Annotated in this window: 9 protein-coding genes; 1 reads left to right on the top strand and 8 read right to left on the bottom strand. The window is 69.4% G+C overall.

All coding sequences use genetic code 11. The annotated features are described in order from the left end of the window. Positions 1 to 5: 5 nt before the first annotated feature. Together WC326_01095 and WC326_01090 are read right to left on the bottom strand one after the other, a co-directional pair. Positions 6 to 2189, bottom strand: a complete 2184-nt coding sequence (locus WC326_01095; GenBank protein ID MFA7329645.1) for a family 20 glycosylhydrolase — start codon at positions 2187 to 2189, stop codon at positions 6 to 8. Positions 2190 to 2229: 40 nt separating this feature from the next. After that, positions 2230 to 2724 (bottom strand): ferritin-like domain-containing protein, encoded by a 495-nt coding sequence (locus WC326_01090; GenBank protein MFA7329644.1) that lies wholly within the window; start codon positions 2722 to 2724, stop codon positions 2230 to 2232. Between the two features lie 247 nt (positions 2725 to 2971). Here WC326_01090 and WC326_01085 point away from each other — a divergent pair, with 247 nt between their 5' ends. Beyond that, positions 2972 to 3427, top strand: coding sequence for a hypothetical protein (locus WC326_01085; GenBank protein MFA7329643.1), 456 nt, complete (start codon positions 2972 to 2974; stop codon positions 3425 to 3427). 80 nt (positions 3428 to 3507) lie between these two features. On the opposite strand, the gene WC326_01080 is transcribed toward WC326_01085, so the two are convergent. From WC326_01080 to WC326_01055, 6 genes are all read right to left on the bottom strand, one after another. After that, positions 3508 to 4953: a carbohydrate-binding module family 20 domain-containing protein gene (locus tag WC326_01080; GenBank protein MFA7329642.1), complete on the bottom strand. Its 1446-nt coding sequence runs from the start codon at positions 4951 to 4953 to the stop codon at positions 3508 to 3510. 34 nt (positions 4954 to 4987) lie between these two features. Further along, on the bottom strand, positions 4988 to 6007 hold the full coding sequence (locus WC326_01075) for a PorV/PorQ family protein (protein MFA7329641.1): 1020 nt from the start codon (positions 6005 to 6007) through the stop codon (positions 4988 to 4990). 10 nt (positions 6008 to 6017) lie between these two features. Next, entirely contained in the window at positions 6018 to 10013 is a 3996-nt protein-coding gene (locus WC326_01070) for a hypothetical protein (GenBank protein MFA7329640.1), read from the bottom strand. A gap of 42 nt (positions 10014 to 10055) precedes the next feature. Beyond that, positions 10056 to 12896, bottom strand: a complete 2841-nt coding sequence (locus WC326_01065) for a TonB-dependent receptor (protein MFA7329639.1) — start codon at positions 12894 to 12896, stop codon at positions 10056 to 10058. Between the two features lie 85 nt (positions 12897 to 12981). Further along, on the bottom strand, positions 12982 to 14058 hold the full coding sequence (gene ugpC / locus WC326_01060; GenBank protein ID MFA7329638.1) for a sn-glycerol-3-phosphate ABC transporter ATP-binding protein UgpC: 1077 nt from the start codon (positions 14056 to 14058) through the stop codon (positions 12982 to 12984). Between the two features lie 204 nt (positions 14059 to 14262). After that, the gene (locus WC326_01055) at positions 14263 to 16494 is read right to left on the bottom strand and encodes an alpha-amylase family glycosyl hydrolase (protein MFA7329637.1); all 2232 of its coding nucleotides are present in this window, start codon (positions 16492 to 16494) and stop codon (positions 14263 to 14265) included.

The following is a 16494-nucleotide window of genomic DNA, read 5'->3' as shown; positions in this document are numbered from 1 at the left end:
AACGCTCAGGCAGGGAGTGGCGGAGCCGCGCCGGACTCGAGCCGGCAGCTCCCGCCGCGTAGGTCCAGCCAGTCCAGCCGCAGCTCGTGCGCGCCCGCTGCCAGGGGCGCCCAGCCTTCGAGCCACGCCGCCGGTTGGAATCCATCGTGGTCCAGCAGCAGGTGGCCGTCCAGCCAGAGCCGCGCCAGGCTGTAGCTCTCCAGCCGGAAGCGCCAGATGCCGCTGTGGGGGACCGTGATCGTCGTGCGGCGCTGCAAGCCGCGCACGGGACCCCAGGGTGCCAGCGGCGGCAGGGTAGGCGTGGCGGGCCCGGAGACCCAGGGTTCGGCGGGCGGCGGCGGGGGCGACAGCGGCTCGGCCCAGCGCTCCTCCACGGCGGCCCGCGGCCAGTCCAGCGTCTCCAGCGTGAACTCCGCCTGGGAATCCGGCGCCACCAGGCGCCAGTCGGGCTCGGCGGCCAGCAGCCAGCGGGCCGTGACGATGGATTCCGACGCGGCCGGAATCCGCGCGGGCCAAGGTTCGACCCAGTTCAGCTCCAGCTCCAGCGGCCGGCTGCCGAGCACTCCCAGGCGCTGGCGCAGGGCCAGCCGGCGCCGCCCGGCCATGGGAGCCATTCGTAGCGTCCCCTCCGCCAGCGGCTCCCAGTCGCCGTCGTCCCAGCGCGCCTCCAACTCGGTCTCCGGCAGGCAACGGGTGATGCGCAGGTCGAGGGACTCGCCGCTCAGGGCCAGCGGGGCGCCGGACACGTGGGGCGGATCCAGCCGGGGCCGCCAGCCCCGGGCCTGCTGATCGCGCAGCAGGGCGGGCAAACGGCCAGCAAAGTCCGCAGCACCCCGCGGCCCGGCCCAAAGCGTCTCCAGCAGCGCGGCCAGGCGCGGCTGCAGGCGTTCCATCAGCAGGTCCTCATCCGCCACGTACTCGCTCCAGAGGTTGCCCTGGGCGCCCAGCAGCCCGGCGGCCGAGGCTCCACCGGCAGGATCGAAGGCCCGCAGGTCCTGCCAGGAATTCCAGCCGCCGATGGCCCGCGGCTGCTCGCTCCCCGAACCCGGGTAATGATCCAGATAGCACGGGTGCTGGGGGCAGGCCACGGTGGCGAAGCCCGCCGCCAAGCAGCGTTCCACGGCGGCGGCGCCGCGCCAGGCGAAGAGCAGGGAGCCGGGGGGTGGCGGGCCGTCGAGGGCCTCGTCCCAGAAGGCGCCGCGCAGGCCGCGCTCGCGCAGGAGCGGTTCCAGCTGGCGCAGCCACCAGCCCGGCAGGGCCTCCACGCCCGGCAGGCCGGCCCGGCGCGCCTGTTCGCGGCAGCGCGGGCAGCCCGCCCAGGCCCGGGCGGGCACCTCGTCGCCGCCCAGATGGACGACGCCGAAGGGAAAGAGCGCGGCCAGTTCGTCCAGCAGCTCGCCCATGAACTCCGGCAAGGCGGGATTCCCCAGGCAGAGCAGGGCCTCGTGGCAGCCCCAGGCGCGGGGTCGCGGACCGCCCCGACCGGGGCAGGCCAGGTCGGGCCGGGCCTCCAGCAGGGCGCCGCAGTGCCCGGGCAGGTCCACCTCGGGCAGGATCTCCACGCCCAGCTCGCGGCCGTGGGCCACCAGGGCGCGCAGTTCGTCCACGCTCAGTTGCGGGGAGAGGGCCGCGAGCTCGGGCCGGCCAGGCAGGGGCAGGCTCCAGCCCTGGTCGTCGGTCTGGTGCAGGTGCAGGCGGTTGCCGCGCCCGGCGGCCACTTCCTCCAGCAGGGCGTGCAGGCGTGGCGCAGGCCAGGCATGGCGCGCGCAGTCCAGCATCACGCCGCGCCAGGCCTGAAGCGGGGAGTCCGCCACCCGCAGGGCGGGCAGCGCCGTGTCACAAGTCCGCAGCCGGGCCAGGGTCTCCAGGCCCGCGTGCAGGCCCGCCTCGCCGCCGGCGGCCAGCGTCGAGGCCTCCGCCCGCAGCTCCAGTTCGAAGCCTTCCGGCTCCAGGTCCGGGCGCAGACTCAGGTCCAGCGGGATCCGCTCCCGCGCATCCGACGGTGTCAGAGCGCGCCGCCGGGCATGGGCCAGCAGCCGGGCCCGGGCCTCCGGGTCCAGCTCCTGCGCGGCTTCCGACGGAGTGAAGTGGAGGTGAAAGGCCTGGCCTGGGTGGAGCGCGGCGCCCGGCCGCACTTCCAGCGCGCGGGGCGGGGGCAGACTGGGGGGCCAGAAGGAGGCGGCGTCCATAGGGAGAACGAAGGCCCGGCCGGAGCCGGGCCTGTCCGGTTCAGGCAGCGGGACCCATGGAACTCTTCTTGGCGCGCTCGATGGACTGCAGCGCCAGATAGCGGTCGCCGAAGCGGCTCAGGTTCTGGGTCTCCAGGTCGAATTGCTCCAGGTGGCGCTCCTCGTCCTCCACCAGACCCTCGAAGATCTTCTTGGTGGCGGAGTCGGCGTTGGCGCCGGACTCGTTGGCCCAGAGGTTGTAGTCGCGCGCGCTCTCCTGCTCCATGCGCGCAGCCATGGCCAGCATCTCGCGCACGTCCGTGACGGGCTGGACCTCGTGGCCGGCTTTCATCAGGACCTCGCCCTTCAGGAACAGGATCCGCTCGGCCAGCCGCTCCACGTGCATCATCTCTTCGATGGCGATGCGCCGATAGAGGCTGGAGAGCAGCTCGAAGCCCTGGTCGTCGCAGTGGAAATGGAAAAACATGTACTGGTGGACGGCGGCCAGTTCGTCGGCCACGGCCCGGTTCAACAGTTCAATGCTCTTGGCATGCATGGATGACTCCAAAGTTGTGTTCAGGGCTCCAAGGTAGCCTGTCGGCGGGGGATTTCGAAGCCCCTTCTCCACGAGCACCCCGCGGGCGGGGCTGTCAAATTCCTGGCACCCGCCGCTCGGGCGGGCGACTCCCCCCCGCGATTCCTACCGTGAAGGGGACACCGGAATCGGGAGGAAGCTCATGACCGTCGCACCGGACACGCCCTAGACCCCGGGCCTGCGGCCCCGCTTCGAGACGGAACACGCGGTGGCCCGGGCCACGCTCGTGCACGCGGCCCGGGAACGACTGGGCCGGCCGGACTGTCCCTTCGCCGGCGCCGTACTGAGCGACCACATCTGGCTCAGCCTGCCCAAGGACAGGCGCCGCCTCTGGTCACCCGTGCTGGAACTCCAGCTGCGAGAAGAGGCCGCGGGGCGGCTGCGGATCAGCGGCCAGTTCGGACCGGCGCCCGGCGCCTGGACTCTCTTCCTGGCCCTCTACGCCTTCACCGTGCTCTGCGCGGGGCTGGCCCTGCTCTGGGGCAGCTCCGTCTGGCTGCTGGGCGGCCGGCCCACCATCCTTTGGGCGCTGCCCGGCGCCGGCCTGCTCCTGCTGCTCCTGCATGGGATCGCCCAACGCGGCCAGCGGGCCACGCGCCACCAGATGGTCGAACTGCGCCACTGCGTGCAGACCCTGCTGGACGAGCTCGAGCCCTCGGCCTGAGTGCGCCACCTCCGCTTCCCCCACAAGAAAACGCCCCGACGAATGCCGGGGCGCTTTGTCTCACGAAGGGAGGCCGCCGCTTACTTGACCAGCAGCAGCTTCTGGGTGGCGCTGACGCCCTGGCCTTCCAGCCGGGCCAGGTAGAGGCCGCTGGCCAGCGCGGAGGCGTCGAAGCTCACCTGGTGCTCGCCGGCGGCGTGCAGGCCCTGGCTCAGGACGGCCACTTCCTGGCCGGCCAGGTTGATCACGCTCAGGCGCAGGTCCGCCGCCTCACGGTTGACGAAGCGCAGGGTGGTGACCGGGTTGAAGGGGTTCGGATAGGCTTCGCGCAGCTCGAGGGCCGCGGGACGGCTCAGGGCCGGATCCACGTCGGTCAGGGTCCACCAGTCGCCCAGCTCGCCGAAGGTGTTGAGCACGTCGTAGGTGGGATTGGTGTCGTCGATGACCACCACGTGGTCGGCCTGGAAACCGGCCTCGTTGTCGTGGCCGTTGGCGCCGTACTTGTAGGTGATCCGGCGGGAGCTGAACTGGGTGAAGAGCACGTCGCCCTCGAAGAGCGTGCCCGTGGTGTTCACCAGCTGGTAGGCCGGCGGGACCAGGTCCCAGGGCCAGTTGTTCCAGGGGCCGCAGATGGACGTGTAGGTGATCTCGCCATAGGAGCTCAGGCCCTGGTTGGTCTCCCCCGGATGTTCCACGAACCAGGCCTGGACGGGCCAGAGGTCCACGCCGAAGTGCACGGTCACGTCCTGGGCGATGATGTCGTTCCAGGTCACGTCGTCGAACCAGGCCTCGCCCAGCACGATCTCGCCGTAGCCGTCGCTGTCGTTGTCAGGCAGGCCGGTGGTGATGGGGATCAGCCGGTTGGCCACGCTCTCCCAGCGGGCGGAGGCTTCGTTCTGGTCTTCCAGGATGACGTACTTGAACTCCAGGTTGGAGTCCACCTCGACGTTGTCGAACTGGATGTTGAGGTAGTAGTGGCCCGGGTTGCCGCCCTCCTCGCTCATGACCACGGCGCCGCCCCAGTTGCCCAGGTTGGCGTGGCCGCCGCGCAGCACGATCCAATCCGTCAGCGGGTCGAAGGTGCCGTTGGCCGTCATTACCTGCATGTTGACCTGGAACAGGACTTCCACGTTGGTCAACTCTCCGGCCGAGTCCTGGTTGTTGAAGTAGACGGGCTCCAGCGTCGTGGCGCCCGCGACCAGGGTGAAGGAGCGGTTGTCCACGCTCTCCCAGTTGTCCGCGCCGCCGGCGGGCAGGGTCACGTACTTGAACTCCACCAGCGTGCCCAACAGCTCATCGGGCATGTCGTAGGTGCCGGTGTAGAGCATGTCGCCCGCATTGACCAGGGTGGGATTGGCGCCGCCCCAGCCGTTGAAGGTTCCGCGCACCACCACCTGGTCGGTGTCGGGGTTGAAGTTGCCCAGCTCCTGCTGGATGTCCATGTGGATCTGGAAGGTCACCGGGTTCTGGGCGCAGGCCCAGCCGGCCAGCAGCAGCAGACCCAGGGTGTTGGCTAGTCTCTTCATGTCACTCTCTCCTCAGAATTGGAACGTTCAAGGATTACCAGCGGAAGGCCAGGCTGTAGCGCAGGACGGAATCCAGCCGGCCGTAGTCCTCCCAGGAAGCGTCCACCTGCAGGCGACTGCCTGCCCCCAAAGGATAGGTGAATCCGGCTCCCAAGGCAAGACCGCCCTCCCGATCATGCAGAAACAGGTCGCGATAACCACCGCGGAGCTGGAAGCGCTCGCGGAAGCTGTACTCCGTGCCCAGGGACACGGATTCGGAGGCCCGGTCCACGCCGTGGACGGCGTCCGCCGCCAGCACGAGGGAGTGTTCCGGGCTTTCGTAGACAGGCAATTCCGCGCCGATGCGGAAGGTGATGGGCAGGGGCCATCGGTAGACGTCCAGGTTGACGGGCACGGCAGGGTTGTCGCCGTTCTCCGTCTCGTCCATGTCGTGTCCCAGCAAAAGGTCGGTGCCCGCCATCTCCATGTTCAGGCCGGCGTGCTGGATGCTCATGCCCAGCAGCATGTCGCGGAACCCCGTCCGATAGAGGGTGCCCACGTCGAAGGCCACGCTGGAGGCGCTGCTGTGCCAGATCTTGGTCTGCACCAGTTTGGCCGTGGCGCCGAAGCTGAAGCGGTCAGTCATGCGCAGCGCCAGGCTGACGCCCAGCGCCAGGTCGCTGGCCTCGTAGAACTCGCCCGTGCCGTCCTGCTCGGCCAGGGTGGTCACTTCCTCGTCCCCGTAGTCCAGGTAGGTGGCCGAGAGGCCCACCACCAGGTTCTCGCTCAAGGGCGAGACGATGCCCAGGTAATGCAGGTCCGTGTCCACCAGCCAATTGGTCTTCACCAACAGGGCCTCGTTGCCCTGGAGGTTCACCGCCGCGGCGGGGTTCCAATACAGGCAGGAGGCGTCGTTGACGGACGCCGTGCCCGTGCCGCCCATGCCCAGGGACCGTCCGCCCACGCCGATGCCCAGGAAAGCCGCGGCCGTGGTGCCCACGCGGCTCACCGCCAGCGCGGGACCCGCCGCCAAAGCGCCGCCCAGCAGCGCCGTCAAGCCAATCAGTGCGCGCATGGTGGGCCTCCTACTTGATCAGGGCGAACTTGCCCGTCTTCTCGCCGGCCGGGCTGTCCACGTGGTACATGTACATGCCGTAGGCCACGTCCAGGCCTTCGCTGCTCTTCAGGTTCCAGTCCAGGCTGCCGTCCCAGGCCTCCGAGTCGTGGTGCAGGGTGGCCACCAGCTCGCCGCGCACCGTGTAGATGCGCACTGTGGCCGTGGGCGGCAGATGGGTGAACTGGATCTTGCGGTCCCCGCGGTTGCCCTTGATGGGCTTGGGCTCCCACTCCGCGGTGGCCAGGTAGGGATTGGGCACCACGCGCACGCGGGACAGTTCGCGCGCGGCCTGGGCCAGGCTGTAGGAAGGCGCCGCCACGTCCACGGCGTAGCGGTCCTCATCCGTGAAGGGTTTCTTGGTGACGGCCGTGTAGCGGTCCCCCGCCGCGGGCAGGGTGTAGTCCCCGATCCGGTTGGTGGGGATGTCCACGGCCACGCCGAAGGCCCAGCTGACCAGCCGCGTGCCCGGGTGGGCGGGATCGTCCGCCGCCAGCAGGATGAAGTCGCGGTACTCGAAGGAGTCCGTCGTGTTGCGGCCGAAGGGCGGCGGTCCCTGGTTGAGGTTCGGGTTGTAGACCCAGAACTCCACGGGCTGGGGCGCGTCGGGATCGGTGATGTCCCAGATGCGGTAGTTGGTCTGCAGGCTGGGCACGATGCGCGGCAACAGCGTGTTCATGCTCTGGTCCGGGAAGAGGGCGGGGGACAGGCTGACGCTGCCCGCTTCCTCGCCCACGAATTCCATCCGGTAGTCGCGGGGCAGCGCCGTGCCCGTGAATTCCCGCGTGAAGCCCGCGCTGTTGTCCAGCATGGTCACGGTCCTGAGGGTCCAGGGCAGCATGTTGGCCGGCGCGTCCTGCCAGCCGCTTAAGGTCGGGTCCGCCTGGAGGAACCAGTCGTTCTGGAAGCGCAGGCGCAGGCCCTCCACCACCGGATCGTAGGCCTGGACCACGGTGGCGTAGCCCGTCAGGTTGGGCACCAGGTGCTTGTGGACCAGGTTGTGCCGGTAGTAGAACAGCACCTCCACCAGCCCGGCGGGCACGCCGGCCAGGAACTCCGGCGTGTAGATCACCTTGCCCTGATCGAAATCGAAGTCGAACTCGCCGTCGGCGCGCAGGGTGTCGCCGGTGTCCAGCCGCACGCGCACGTGGAGCGTGTCGCCGGTGTCCAGGCGCCGGGCGCTGAAGAAGTCCACGTCCACGCCCGAGTAGGTCAGCGACTGCTGCGGCGTGTCGGTGTTGATCGGGAAGCTCTCCATGACCGGCTCCATCCCGTCCCGGCGCATGGAGAACGCGAAGGCCGGCACGATCACCTCGCCCAGCAGGACGCGGGTGGAATCGTAGCCCACGCTGTCGATGTGGGCCACGTAGCCGCCGATGTCCGCGTTCCAGATGAAGGTCGTGTCCGGTTGCCAGGCCGTGTACTGCCAGCCCAGCACGTCCTGGATGCGCGCCGTGGTGTCGGCCAGGATGCTGACCTGGTAGCGCGCGCCGTCCACCAGCCGGGTTTCGTCCACGATCTCGGGGATGACGCCGCCCGTGGCGCTGCCGCTCAGGTGCTCGGCCTCCTCTTGCACCAGCCCGGGCTGGTAGCCGGAGGCGGCGGCGGCGGCGCTGACGTAGACCGTGTTGACGTCCAGGGTCACGCGGCCCGCGGCGTCGATGCTGGCCTGCTTGGCCGTCTCCGCGGGCAGGAAGCCGGACTCCGGATCGCCCCGGTCATAGGCCGCGACGGCGTAGAAGTAGTTCTGGCCGTTGACCGCCGTGGTGTCCGTCCAACTGTGCACCAGGCCGCTGTTGCTGCCCAGGTAGTACTGCGTGCCGTTCAGCGCGATGGGGAAGAAGCCCTCCACCTCGTTGATCAGGTCGAACTGGGCCACCGGCGAGAACGAGGCCGCGTTGCCCCGGCCGTCGGTGATGTTGTAGGTGTCCAGGAAGCCCGGGTCCGTGGCGCGGTAAATGCGGTAGCCCTCGAAGTCGCGCAGGTGGCTGATCCGGTCCACGCTGCGCTCGGCGCGATCGTCCCAGTAGAGGGTCACGCGGCCGTCGCCGGGCACGGCCTGCACGGCCGGCTTGCTGGGGGGCTGGATGAAGTTGTAGTTCTCGTTGTAGATGGTCCGGACCGTGGCCAGGTTGCCGAAGATGTCATCCCGGGATTCGCCGAAGACCACGGCCAGGCTGATGCGCTGGGTCTCGCCCGAGCGCAGCGGGAAGTAGCCGGCGCCGTAGAGGAAGTCGTGGTCCGCCGGGGCGCCCGCCGTGCTGTCGAACTCGCCGGGCACCATGCGCAGCCAGATGTCGTCGTCGTTGCGGCTGGAGAATTCGCTGAAGGTGAACTCGTTGAAGGAGGTCAGGCCCAGCTGGTCGCTCTCGGTGATGTCCAGGGCGTCGTAGTGCGGCTCGCCCGCGGTGGGCAGCCCGTCGTTCTCCCCCGTGTCACCGGTGACCGGCTGGCCGTCGCCGCCCACGTCGTCGAACTCGGCGTTCCAGTCGCCGTCGTTGTCCAGGCCGTCGTCCCGGCGCTCGTCCACCAGCAGGTCGTACTCCTGCAGCAGGGCCAGCGGCACCTCCACCATCTCCGTCGAGCCCGCGGCGGGCTCGCTCAGGCCCAGCAGGGTCCAGTCCACGTAGACGGCGTCCAGGTAGGCGTCGCTCTCGTCGATGACGCCGTTGAAGTTGTCGTCCACCAGGTTGCTGGGATCCTCGCGCACGACCTTGCCCGCGTAGATCGGGATCTCGAGGTTGCGCCAGGTCAGCACCAGGGTGTCCGCGGCCTGGGGCGGCACGCTGGGGACAGGCACGCGCACCAGATGGCGCGGGTAGAGCGGATCGTTGTAGTCGATGGCCACCACCACCTGGTCGGCGGCCAGCACGCTGGTGGTGTCCACCCAGGCCGCCAGCCGGTCCAGGGTCAGGCGCGGCAGATCCGTGGCCCGGCTGTCGCCGTCGTTGTCCAGCCAGTCCACCGAGTTGCCCGGGCTCTCGAGGAAGGCGTAGCCCACGATGCCCACGTTGCGCACGCCGGGGTGGACGGGCGTCCAGCCGCTGGCGCCGCGGTCGTCGAAGTCCTCGGTGTAGGTGAATTCGTCGTCGCGCGAGAACTGGTTCACGTCGTCGCCCGAGTCGCCGTCGCCGCCCACCAGGGTTCCGCAGACCATGCCGAAGGCCACCTTGTCGTAGTCGATCTCGCTGGTGTTGGTGATGTCGTAGAGCCAGAAGGTGACGTCCTCGGCCAGCGCGTGGGACCACTGGAAGCCGCGCACGGCCACCTTGAGGCCCAGGCCGGCGTGGGTCGTGTCGTCCGCCCAGGGCTGGATGCGCGGCACCAGCATGGAGTCCGGCTCGCCGGGGAAGGTCTGGGCCCAGAGGCCGGGGAAGTAGGTCTCCACCGTGTCACGGAATGCCCACTGGGTGCCCAGGAACTCCCGGTCGCGGCTGTCGTCCACCCAGAAGTAGCTCTCCTGGTCGGCGTTGTTCACGTCGCGCCCGAAGTAGCCGTTCCACGAGCCCGGCCAGCCCTTGTCCGGCCAGACGTCGGGCCAGGAGAGGCGCTGGTGGCTCATGCCCACCAGGGTGGTCTCCGGGTTGGCGAAGCCCGGCAGGGGCATGAAGGTCCAGTACTCGGCCGGGTTGGCCGGGTTCACCTCGTCGCGCCCGCGGGCCGGGCTCTGGGTGACGGCCACGCTGCGGACGGGCTTGTTGAGGAGCTTGTTGAAGTACTCCACGCCCACGCAGATGGAGATGTCGCCGATGTACTCGTCCCCCGTGCCCTTGGGCCACTCGAAGGAGTACTCGGCGCCCACGCGGCCCACCAGACCGGTGTTGTAAAAGGTCGTCTGCACCAGGTTGCCCGAGTGCAGGTTCTTCTTCTTGGCCTCCGGACTGGACCAGATGTCGTCGTACCAGGCCGCGGGGGTGAGCCGGACCAGGCCGCCGGCCAGGATCAGGAGGATGAGGGTGCGCTGCATGTAAATCCTCTCGCCGTTCGAGGTTGAAGGCCGTGCGCCGTGCTACAGGGACAGGCGGAAGCCCAGGATGACTTCCCGCGGACGCGAGTAGTTGCCGGGATCCACCACCAGCTGCGACTGGGTGTCCTGCCAGTCGATGTCGTAGCCCGCGCGCCCCGTCCGGGCGAACACGTTGTTCTCGTTCAGGCGGTCCAGCAGGTTCTTGACCTGGATGTTGAGCTGGAGGTCCGGCGACTTCAGGACGTTCCAGTAGCCGGAGAAGTCGAAGTTGACGTAGGTCGGCTTGCGCCCGCTGTTCTCCAGCAGGCCCACCACCAGGTCCTCGCTCTTGGGCGTGGGCGTGTAGGGCAGGCCGCTGCCGTAGCTGCCCAGCAGGCTCAGGCCCCAGATCCCGCCGCGGTCCAGCGAGATGTTGCCGTTGAGCGTGTGCCGGCGGTCCCAGTTGAGCGGGATGAGGTACTTGTTGACCTCCTTGCCCGCCTCCACGGCGTTGCGCGCGGCGTCGGCGCTGGAGGCGTTGGCCTCGGCCACCTGGAACGTGTAGTCCAGGCCGGCGCTGAAGCCGCCCTGGTAGCGCTTGTCCAGACTGAGCACGAAGCCCTTGATGTTGCCGAAGTCGCGGTTGGTGTACATGTAGTACTTGTCCACGTTGATGGTCTCGATCTGCAGGTCGGTGGAGACCAGGTCGCGGATGTCGCGGCTGTAGAAGCTCAGTTCCAGCGCCACGTCCTCGCCCAGTTTCTGCTGCAGGCCGATCTCGTACTGCACCGTGCGCTCCACGTCCAGGTCCGGGTTGCCCACCACCGTGTTCAGGCCGGTGAGCTCGAAGTCCGGGTTCTGGTAAAGGACGTCGAAGGCCGGGCGCTGGAAGAAGTGCCCGTAGCTGAAGTGCAGCACGCCGTTCTCCGAGACCACGTAGGCGATGGCCAGGCGCGGGCTGAGCTGCCACTTGGGCGCGATCTCGTCCCGGCCCAGGGTCGCGTTGGTGGGGTCGCGCAGGTCGGCGGGCAGGCTGGCGTTGGCGTCGAAGACGTCCAGGCGCACGCCCGCGTTCACCGTCACGTCGCTGAACTCGATTTTGTCCTGGAGGTAGGTCGAGGCCTCCCAGGGATAGCGCGTGTAGCGGTTGTCGTTGGCGCCCTGGGGGGCGACGATCTGGTCCCCGTTGAAGCTCACGCTGCGCTGGTCGAAGATCAGCCGGTGGCTGCGCAACTCGAAGCCACCCTTCCAGAGGTGGCGCTTGCCCCACTGCCGGCTGAGGTTGCCCTTCAAATCCCAGGTGTCCGTGCGGCGCTCGAAGTGCTCGTTCTCCGTGCCGCCCATCTGGGCGAAGCCCACGTAGACGTCGTCGGGATAGCGGACGGGGTTCTGCGGGTCCGCCTCGTTGAACGTGTAGTAGTAGAAGCCGCTCTCCGCCGGGAACCACTCGTCCGAGCGATAGCGCGAATCCATGATGCTGCTGTAGAGCCGGTGGTTGTAGGTGTTCAGGGTCTGGCTGAGGGCCAGGTCCATGAAGGTCTCCGGGTTCAGCACCTTGTCCCACTTCAGGCTGAGCAGCTGGCTGCGGCTGTAACGCCGCAGGCGGCCGTCGGGCGTGTAGCGCCAGCTGTGGCTGTACTCCTGGTAGCTGCGGTCGCTGCCCAGCCACATGGCGCGCAGCACGCTGCCCGGGCCCAGGTCGGCCCGCAACTTGAGCTGCGCGCTGCGCTTGACCTCCACGTCCATGGGCACGTCCTCGCCGTCCCCCGAGGCCGATTCATAGAGCTGGCGGCTGCGGCCGTCGGCCCACTCCAGCACGGACTGGACGACCGCGCTGTCCGCCGCGTCCTCCATCGGATAGAAGCCCTGCTGGATGGTGGCCGTGAAGGCGCTGTCCATCAGCGCGTCCACCAGGAAGAAGTGGCCGCCGAACATGTCGTCCATCTGGAAGCCCATGACCTCGCTGGCGTTGAAGAAGCGGTAGGGCACGCCGTCGGACTCCCAGGCGCCGATCTGCTCCTGGGGGCTGAACAGGCGCCGGCCCTGCTGCCAGCCGTTGTTGTCCGAGTAGCGCAGGCTGCCGTTCACGCTCAGCCAGGGCAGCGGCGTGGGCGAGGAGAAGCCCAGCTCGACGTTGGAGAGGTTGAGGGGATCCAGCTCGTCGATGTTGTAGAACTGCTTTTTGTGGTTGCTGACGTAGTCGCCCAGCCAGCCGCTCACCGTGACGTCGGGCTTGTCGCCGGCGTCGCGCGTCACCGTGTTGACCACGCCGCTCATGGCCTGGCCGTACTCGGCGTTGAAGGTGCCCGAGAGCACCTGCAGCTCCTGGACCATGGAGACCTGCACGTCCACGCCGCGGGAGCCGTCGTAGACGTCCGTGACGGGGATGCCGTCCACCAGGTAGAGCACCTCGCCCGAGCGGCCACCGCGGAAGTGGCCGTCCACCACGCCCGCCTGCAGGCTGACCACCTGGGAGAGCTCGGTCACAGGCATGCTCTTGAGCTTGTTGGCGTCCACGTAGCTGGCGCTGTAGGTCTGGTCCACCTGGACCAGCGAACGCTCGGCCACGATGGTCACCGTCTCGCCCTGCACCATGCTCTCCTGCAGGGTGGCGTCCTGGCGCGTGGTCAGGTCCACGCTGACGCCCACCTTGTCCACCTGCAGGCCGCGGTAGCCCACGCTGCTGAACACCAGCGTATAGGTTCCCGGCGGCACGTTGAGGATGGAGTACTCCCCGTCGAAGTCCGTGGCGGCGCCGCGGGTCTGACCCAGCACGACCACGTTCACTCCGGGCAGGGGCTGACCCTGGGGGTCCTTCACCTGGCCCGTGATCTTGCCCGTCACGCCGGCCCAGGCCTGGGCCAGCAGCAGCAGGCTGCACAACACGCGGATGGCGGTTCTCATCGGCGACTCTCTGCTTGTCCTGCCGCCCGGGGGCCGGTCTGCCCGCGGCGCGGGCGGGATCCGGTTCCGGCACGGCGTGGGTACGTCATGCTTGTGTTCCGCTCAGACGCCGCTGTTCTCCCTCCGCGGCGAAGAGGTGCCAACCGGCCGGCTTGAGACCCAGGGTCACGCGCTTGCCCATCGCCAGGGTGGCGTCGGGGGCCAGGCGGGCGACACAGGGCTGGCCGAACAACTGGAAATAGGCAAGGGTCTCGTGACCCATCCGTTCCACCACGTCCAGGCTGACCTCGCCCAGCGCGGGCAGCCCGGGATCCAGGTCCAGACCCTCGGGCCGCAGCCCCAGCAGGGCCGGCCCCTCGGGCAGCCCGGGGGCCACGGGCAGATCGCGCTCGGAGCCCGTGGGCCGGAAGCAGCCAGCGCGCAGCTCGCCGGGCAGCACGTTCAGCGCCGGCGAACCGATGAAGCCCCCCACGAAGCGGTTGGCCGGCCGCTGGTAGAGGGCCATGGGGGTGTCCACCTGCTGGATCACGCCCTTGTGCAGGACCACGATGCGGTCGCCCAGGGTCATGGCCTCCACCTGGTCGTGGGTGACGTAAATCATGGTGGTGCCCAGCTGGGCGTGCAGGCGGGCCAGCTCCGTGCGCATCTGGACGCGCAGCTTGGCGTCCAGGTTCGAGAGGGGCTCGTCGAAGAGGAAGACCTTGGGCTGGCGCACGATGGCCCGGCCCAGGGCCACGCGCTGACGCTGGCCGCCGGACAGCTCGCGCGGCCGGCGCTCCAGCAGGGACTCCACGGACAGGATCTCCGCGGCCTGTCCCACGCGGGCGTCGATTTCCCGCTCGGGGAGCTTCCGGATGCGCAGGCCGAAGGCCATGTTCTCGCGCACGGACATGTGCGGGTAGAGGGCGTAGTTCTGGAAGACCATGGCGATGTCGCGGTCCGCCGGAGCCATCTCGGTGACGTCGCGGCCGTCGATGACGATCCGGCCCGAGGAGACCTCCTCCAGCCCGGCGATCATCCGCAGGGTGGTGGACTTGCCACAGCCCGACGGCCCTACCAGCACCAGGAACTCGCCGTCCCGGATTTCCAGGTCGAAGGTCTCCACGGCGACGTACCCGTTGGGATACACCTTGCGGAGGCGTTCCAGTTGAATGGCTGCCATCTGGTTTCCTGACTTGGCCCGTGGGCGACGCGGCGCCGGCAGCGCGGCGATCACGACACGGCGTGTGCGACGCTTGAATGTAGAAAAGACGCGAGGCGCCCAAAACCACGCGCAGGTGGGACAGCCCGCCCACCTCCGAACACCCTCCCCTCCGCGTTCACCCTGGCGCGCGGCCCGCCGCTCCGGGCGGGCGTCCGAGCGGACTCAGGGCGTCCAGTCCAGCAGCACGGCGCTGCGCGGTCCCACCCGCAGCGTGTGCCCGTCCAGATCCAGCTCCACGCGTCCCGAGGCCAGCGCCACCCGGGCCGTGCCCGGCAGGCGCAGGGTCCAGGTGTTGTCGGGGTGCGTGTTGAAGGCCGCCGCCGCGCCGGCGTCCGCGCTGGTCCAGGCCAGCTGCGCGCCGGTCAGGCTCTCCTCCAGCACGTCGCGCCGGGCCGCGGCCAGCCCCGGATGGGAACGGCGGAAGACCACGGCCTGGCGGTAGAGCTCCACCAACGCTTTGTTCAGGGTCAGCAGGCGCCAGTCGATCCAGTTGGTGGCGTTGTCCTTGTCGTAACTGTTGTGATCGATGCGCCCCACCCGGGTCTCCGCCTCGCAGCCCCGGGCGATGAGCTTGCTGCGCCCCAGGTCCTGCCCCAGGTGCAGCATGGGCACGCCGCCGCTGGAGAGCAGGTGCAGGGCGGCCACGCCGTGCAGGGCCAGCTCGGCGGGCGTGAGACGCTGGAAAGCCAGCCGGTCGGCCACCACCGTGTCCTCGCTGGCCAGCCCCAGGCCCAGCTTGATCCAGTCGGCCAGATCGTGGTCGTCGTGGGCGGCCACGTAGCTGACGGCCTGGCGCGGATCGGGATTGAGCCCGCCCAGGCTCGCGGCCGAGCCCGCCAGGTTGGCCACCAGGCGCGCCGGCGAACTTTCGGGGTGGAGGGAGCCGAACAGGAAGCCCCGGGCCTCGGCGGGCTGGCGGCCGCGCAGGTCCACGCGGTACTGGTCGTTCCACCAGGACCAGCCCAGCCGGGCGAAGGTCTCGGGCTCGTAGGCCCCGCCGCCCCAGGGCTCGGCGGTGTGGAACAGGCCACGGGCCGCGAAGAACTCGTGCAGCTGGCGCAGCGTCTCGTCGTCGATCATCGCCCCCAGGTCGAAGCGGAAGCCGTCCACGCGGTAGACCTCGGCGAAATGGGTCACCGAGTCCAGGATCAGCCGGCGGGCCAGCGGACGCTCCGTCTGCAGGTCATTGCCGCAGCCTGAGGCCGAGCTCATCCCGCCGTCGTCACCCAGCCGGAACCAGTAGGCCGTGTCCATCATCTTCAAGGGGTTGTGGTCGTACTGGGAGACGTGGTTGTAGACCACGTCGAGAATCACGGCCACGCCCGCCTGGTGGCAGCGGTCCACCAGCTCCTGGAGCTCGCGCACCTGGCGGCCGTCCAGCCCGCACCAGCCGCCGGGCTTCAGGTTCTGCTCGCTGGCGAAGTAGGCCTCCGGCGCCAGGAAGGCGCTGGTCATGTAGCCCCAGTGGTTGCGCGCGTAGGGGTTCCAGTCGTTGAAGAGCGGCGCCTTGGGGTTCTTGTAGTCCATCTCATAGTTGCCGAATTCCTGCAGGGGCAGGAACTCCACGGCGGTGGCGCCCAGCTTCTTCAGGTGCGCCAGCCCGCCCGTGTTGCTGCTCCAGTAGCCCGGGTAAGTGCCCGCCAGGGCGCCGGCGCCGGCGCCCGGCCCCGCCGTGGCGTCGCGCAGGTGGGTCTCCAGGATGATCAGCGAGTCCGCCGGGGGCGGCGTCCAGTCTGCGCAGGTCCACGCAAAGCTCTCGTCCAGCAGCAGGGCGCGGCCGGAGTGTGTGTAGTGGTTGCGCGTGGCCACGGCCGTGGCCCAGGGGTCGGCGAACTCCCTCGCGGGATCGGTCCAGTCCTGCACGCCCGTGGCGGAACTCAGCGACCAGGTCCAGGCCATGCCCGGCGCGGCCTCGGGACAGGCGACGCTCCAGCTGCCGTCGGCGGCGGCCACGGCCTCGCGGACCAACAGGGCCTGCTCGTCGTCCGGCCGGGCGTAGACGTGCAGGCGCACGGCCGTGGCCCGGGGCGCGAACAGCCGGAAGACCCGCGGGCCGGCGCCGGAGACGCCCAGCGCTTCCGTGCAGACGAAAGCGTCGAGCACGCCGGCGGGAATCACGGGCAGGCGCTTGCCGTTCTTGAGAAGCAGGGCGTGCTGGGCCTGGAGGTCCAGCGGCCGGGCGCTGCGCAGGCGCCAGTCCGGCCCTTCCTGTGACACACTCAGGGGCAGCAGGGCTTCCGGGCCGTTCTGGCGCCACTCCGCCACGCGCGCGCCGTCCAGCTTGAGCTTGTCCGCGCCGCTCACCCGCAGCTCCGTGGGGGTGTCCCACTCCACGCGCTGGGCCTGCGCCGCCGGCAGAAGGGACAGCATCGTCAACAGGGCAAGGACTCTCAT

The organism is Candidatus Delongbacteria bacterium, from assembly GCA_041675285.1.
GTDB lineage: Bacteria > CAIWAD01 > CAIWAD01 > CAIWAD01 > CAIWAD01 > CAIWAD01.
Note: the sequence above shows the minus strand (reverse complement) of the source record. Positions and strands in the feature narration are given on the sequence as shown.

What these genes read in the sequence shown, in the direction of transcription:
- WC326_01095 (MFA7329645.1), bottom strand. Translation starts at nt 2,189, where the DNA reads ATGGACGCCGCCTCCTTCTGGCCCCCCAGTCTGCCCCCGCCCCGCGCG.
- WC326_01090 (MFA7329644.1), bottom strand. Translation starts at nt 2,724, where the DNA reads ATGCATGCCAAGAGCATTGAACTGTTGAACCGGGCCGTGGCCGACGAA.
- WC326_01080 (MFA7329642.1), bottom strand. Translation starts at nt 4,953, where the DNA reads ATGAAGAGACTAGCCAACACCCTGGGTCTGCTGCTGCTGGCCGGCTGG.
- WC326_01075 (MFA7329641.1), bottom strand. Translation starts at nt 6,007, where the DNA reads ATGCGCGCACTGATTGGCTTGACGGCGCTGCTGGGCGGCGCTTTGGCG.
- WC326_01070 (MFA7329640.1), bottom strand. Translation starts at nt 10,013, where the DNA reads ATGCAGCGCACCCTCATCCTCCTGATCCTGGCCGGCGGCCTGGTCCGG.
- WC326_01065 (MFA7329639.1), bottom strand. Translation starts at nt 12,896, where the DNA reads ATGAGAACCGCCATCCGCGTGTTGTGCAGCCTGCTGCTGCTGGCCCAG.
- ugpC (MFA7329638.1), bottom strand. Translation starts at nt 14,058, where the DNA reads ATGGCAGCCATTCAACTGGAACGCCTCCGCAAGGTGTATCCCAACGGG.
- WC326_01055 (MFA7329637.1), bottom strand. Translation starts at nt 16,494, where the DNA reads ATGAGAGTCCTTGCCCTGTTGACGATGCTGTCCCTTCTGCCGGCGGCG.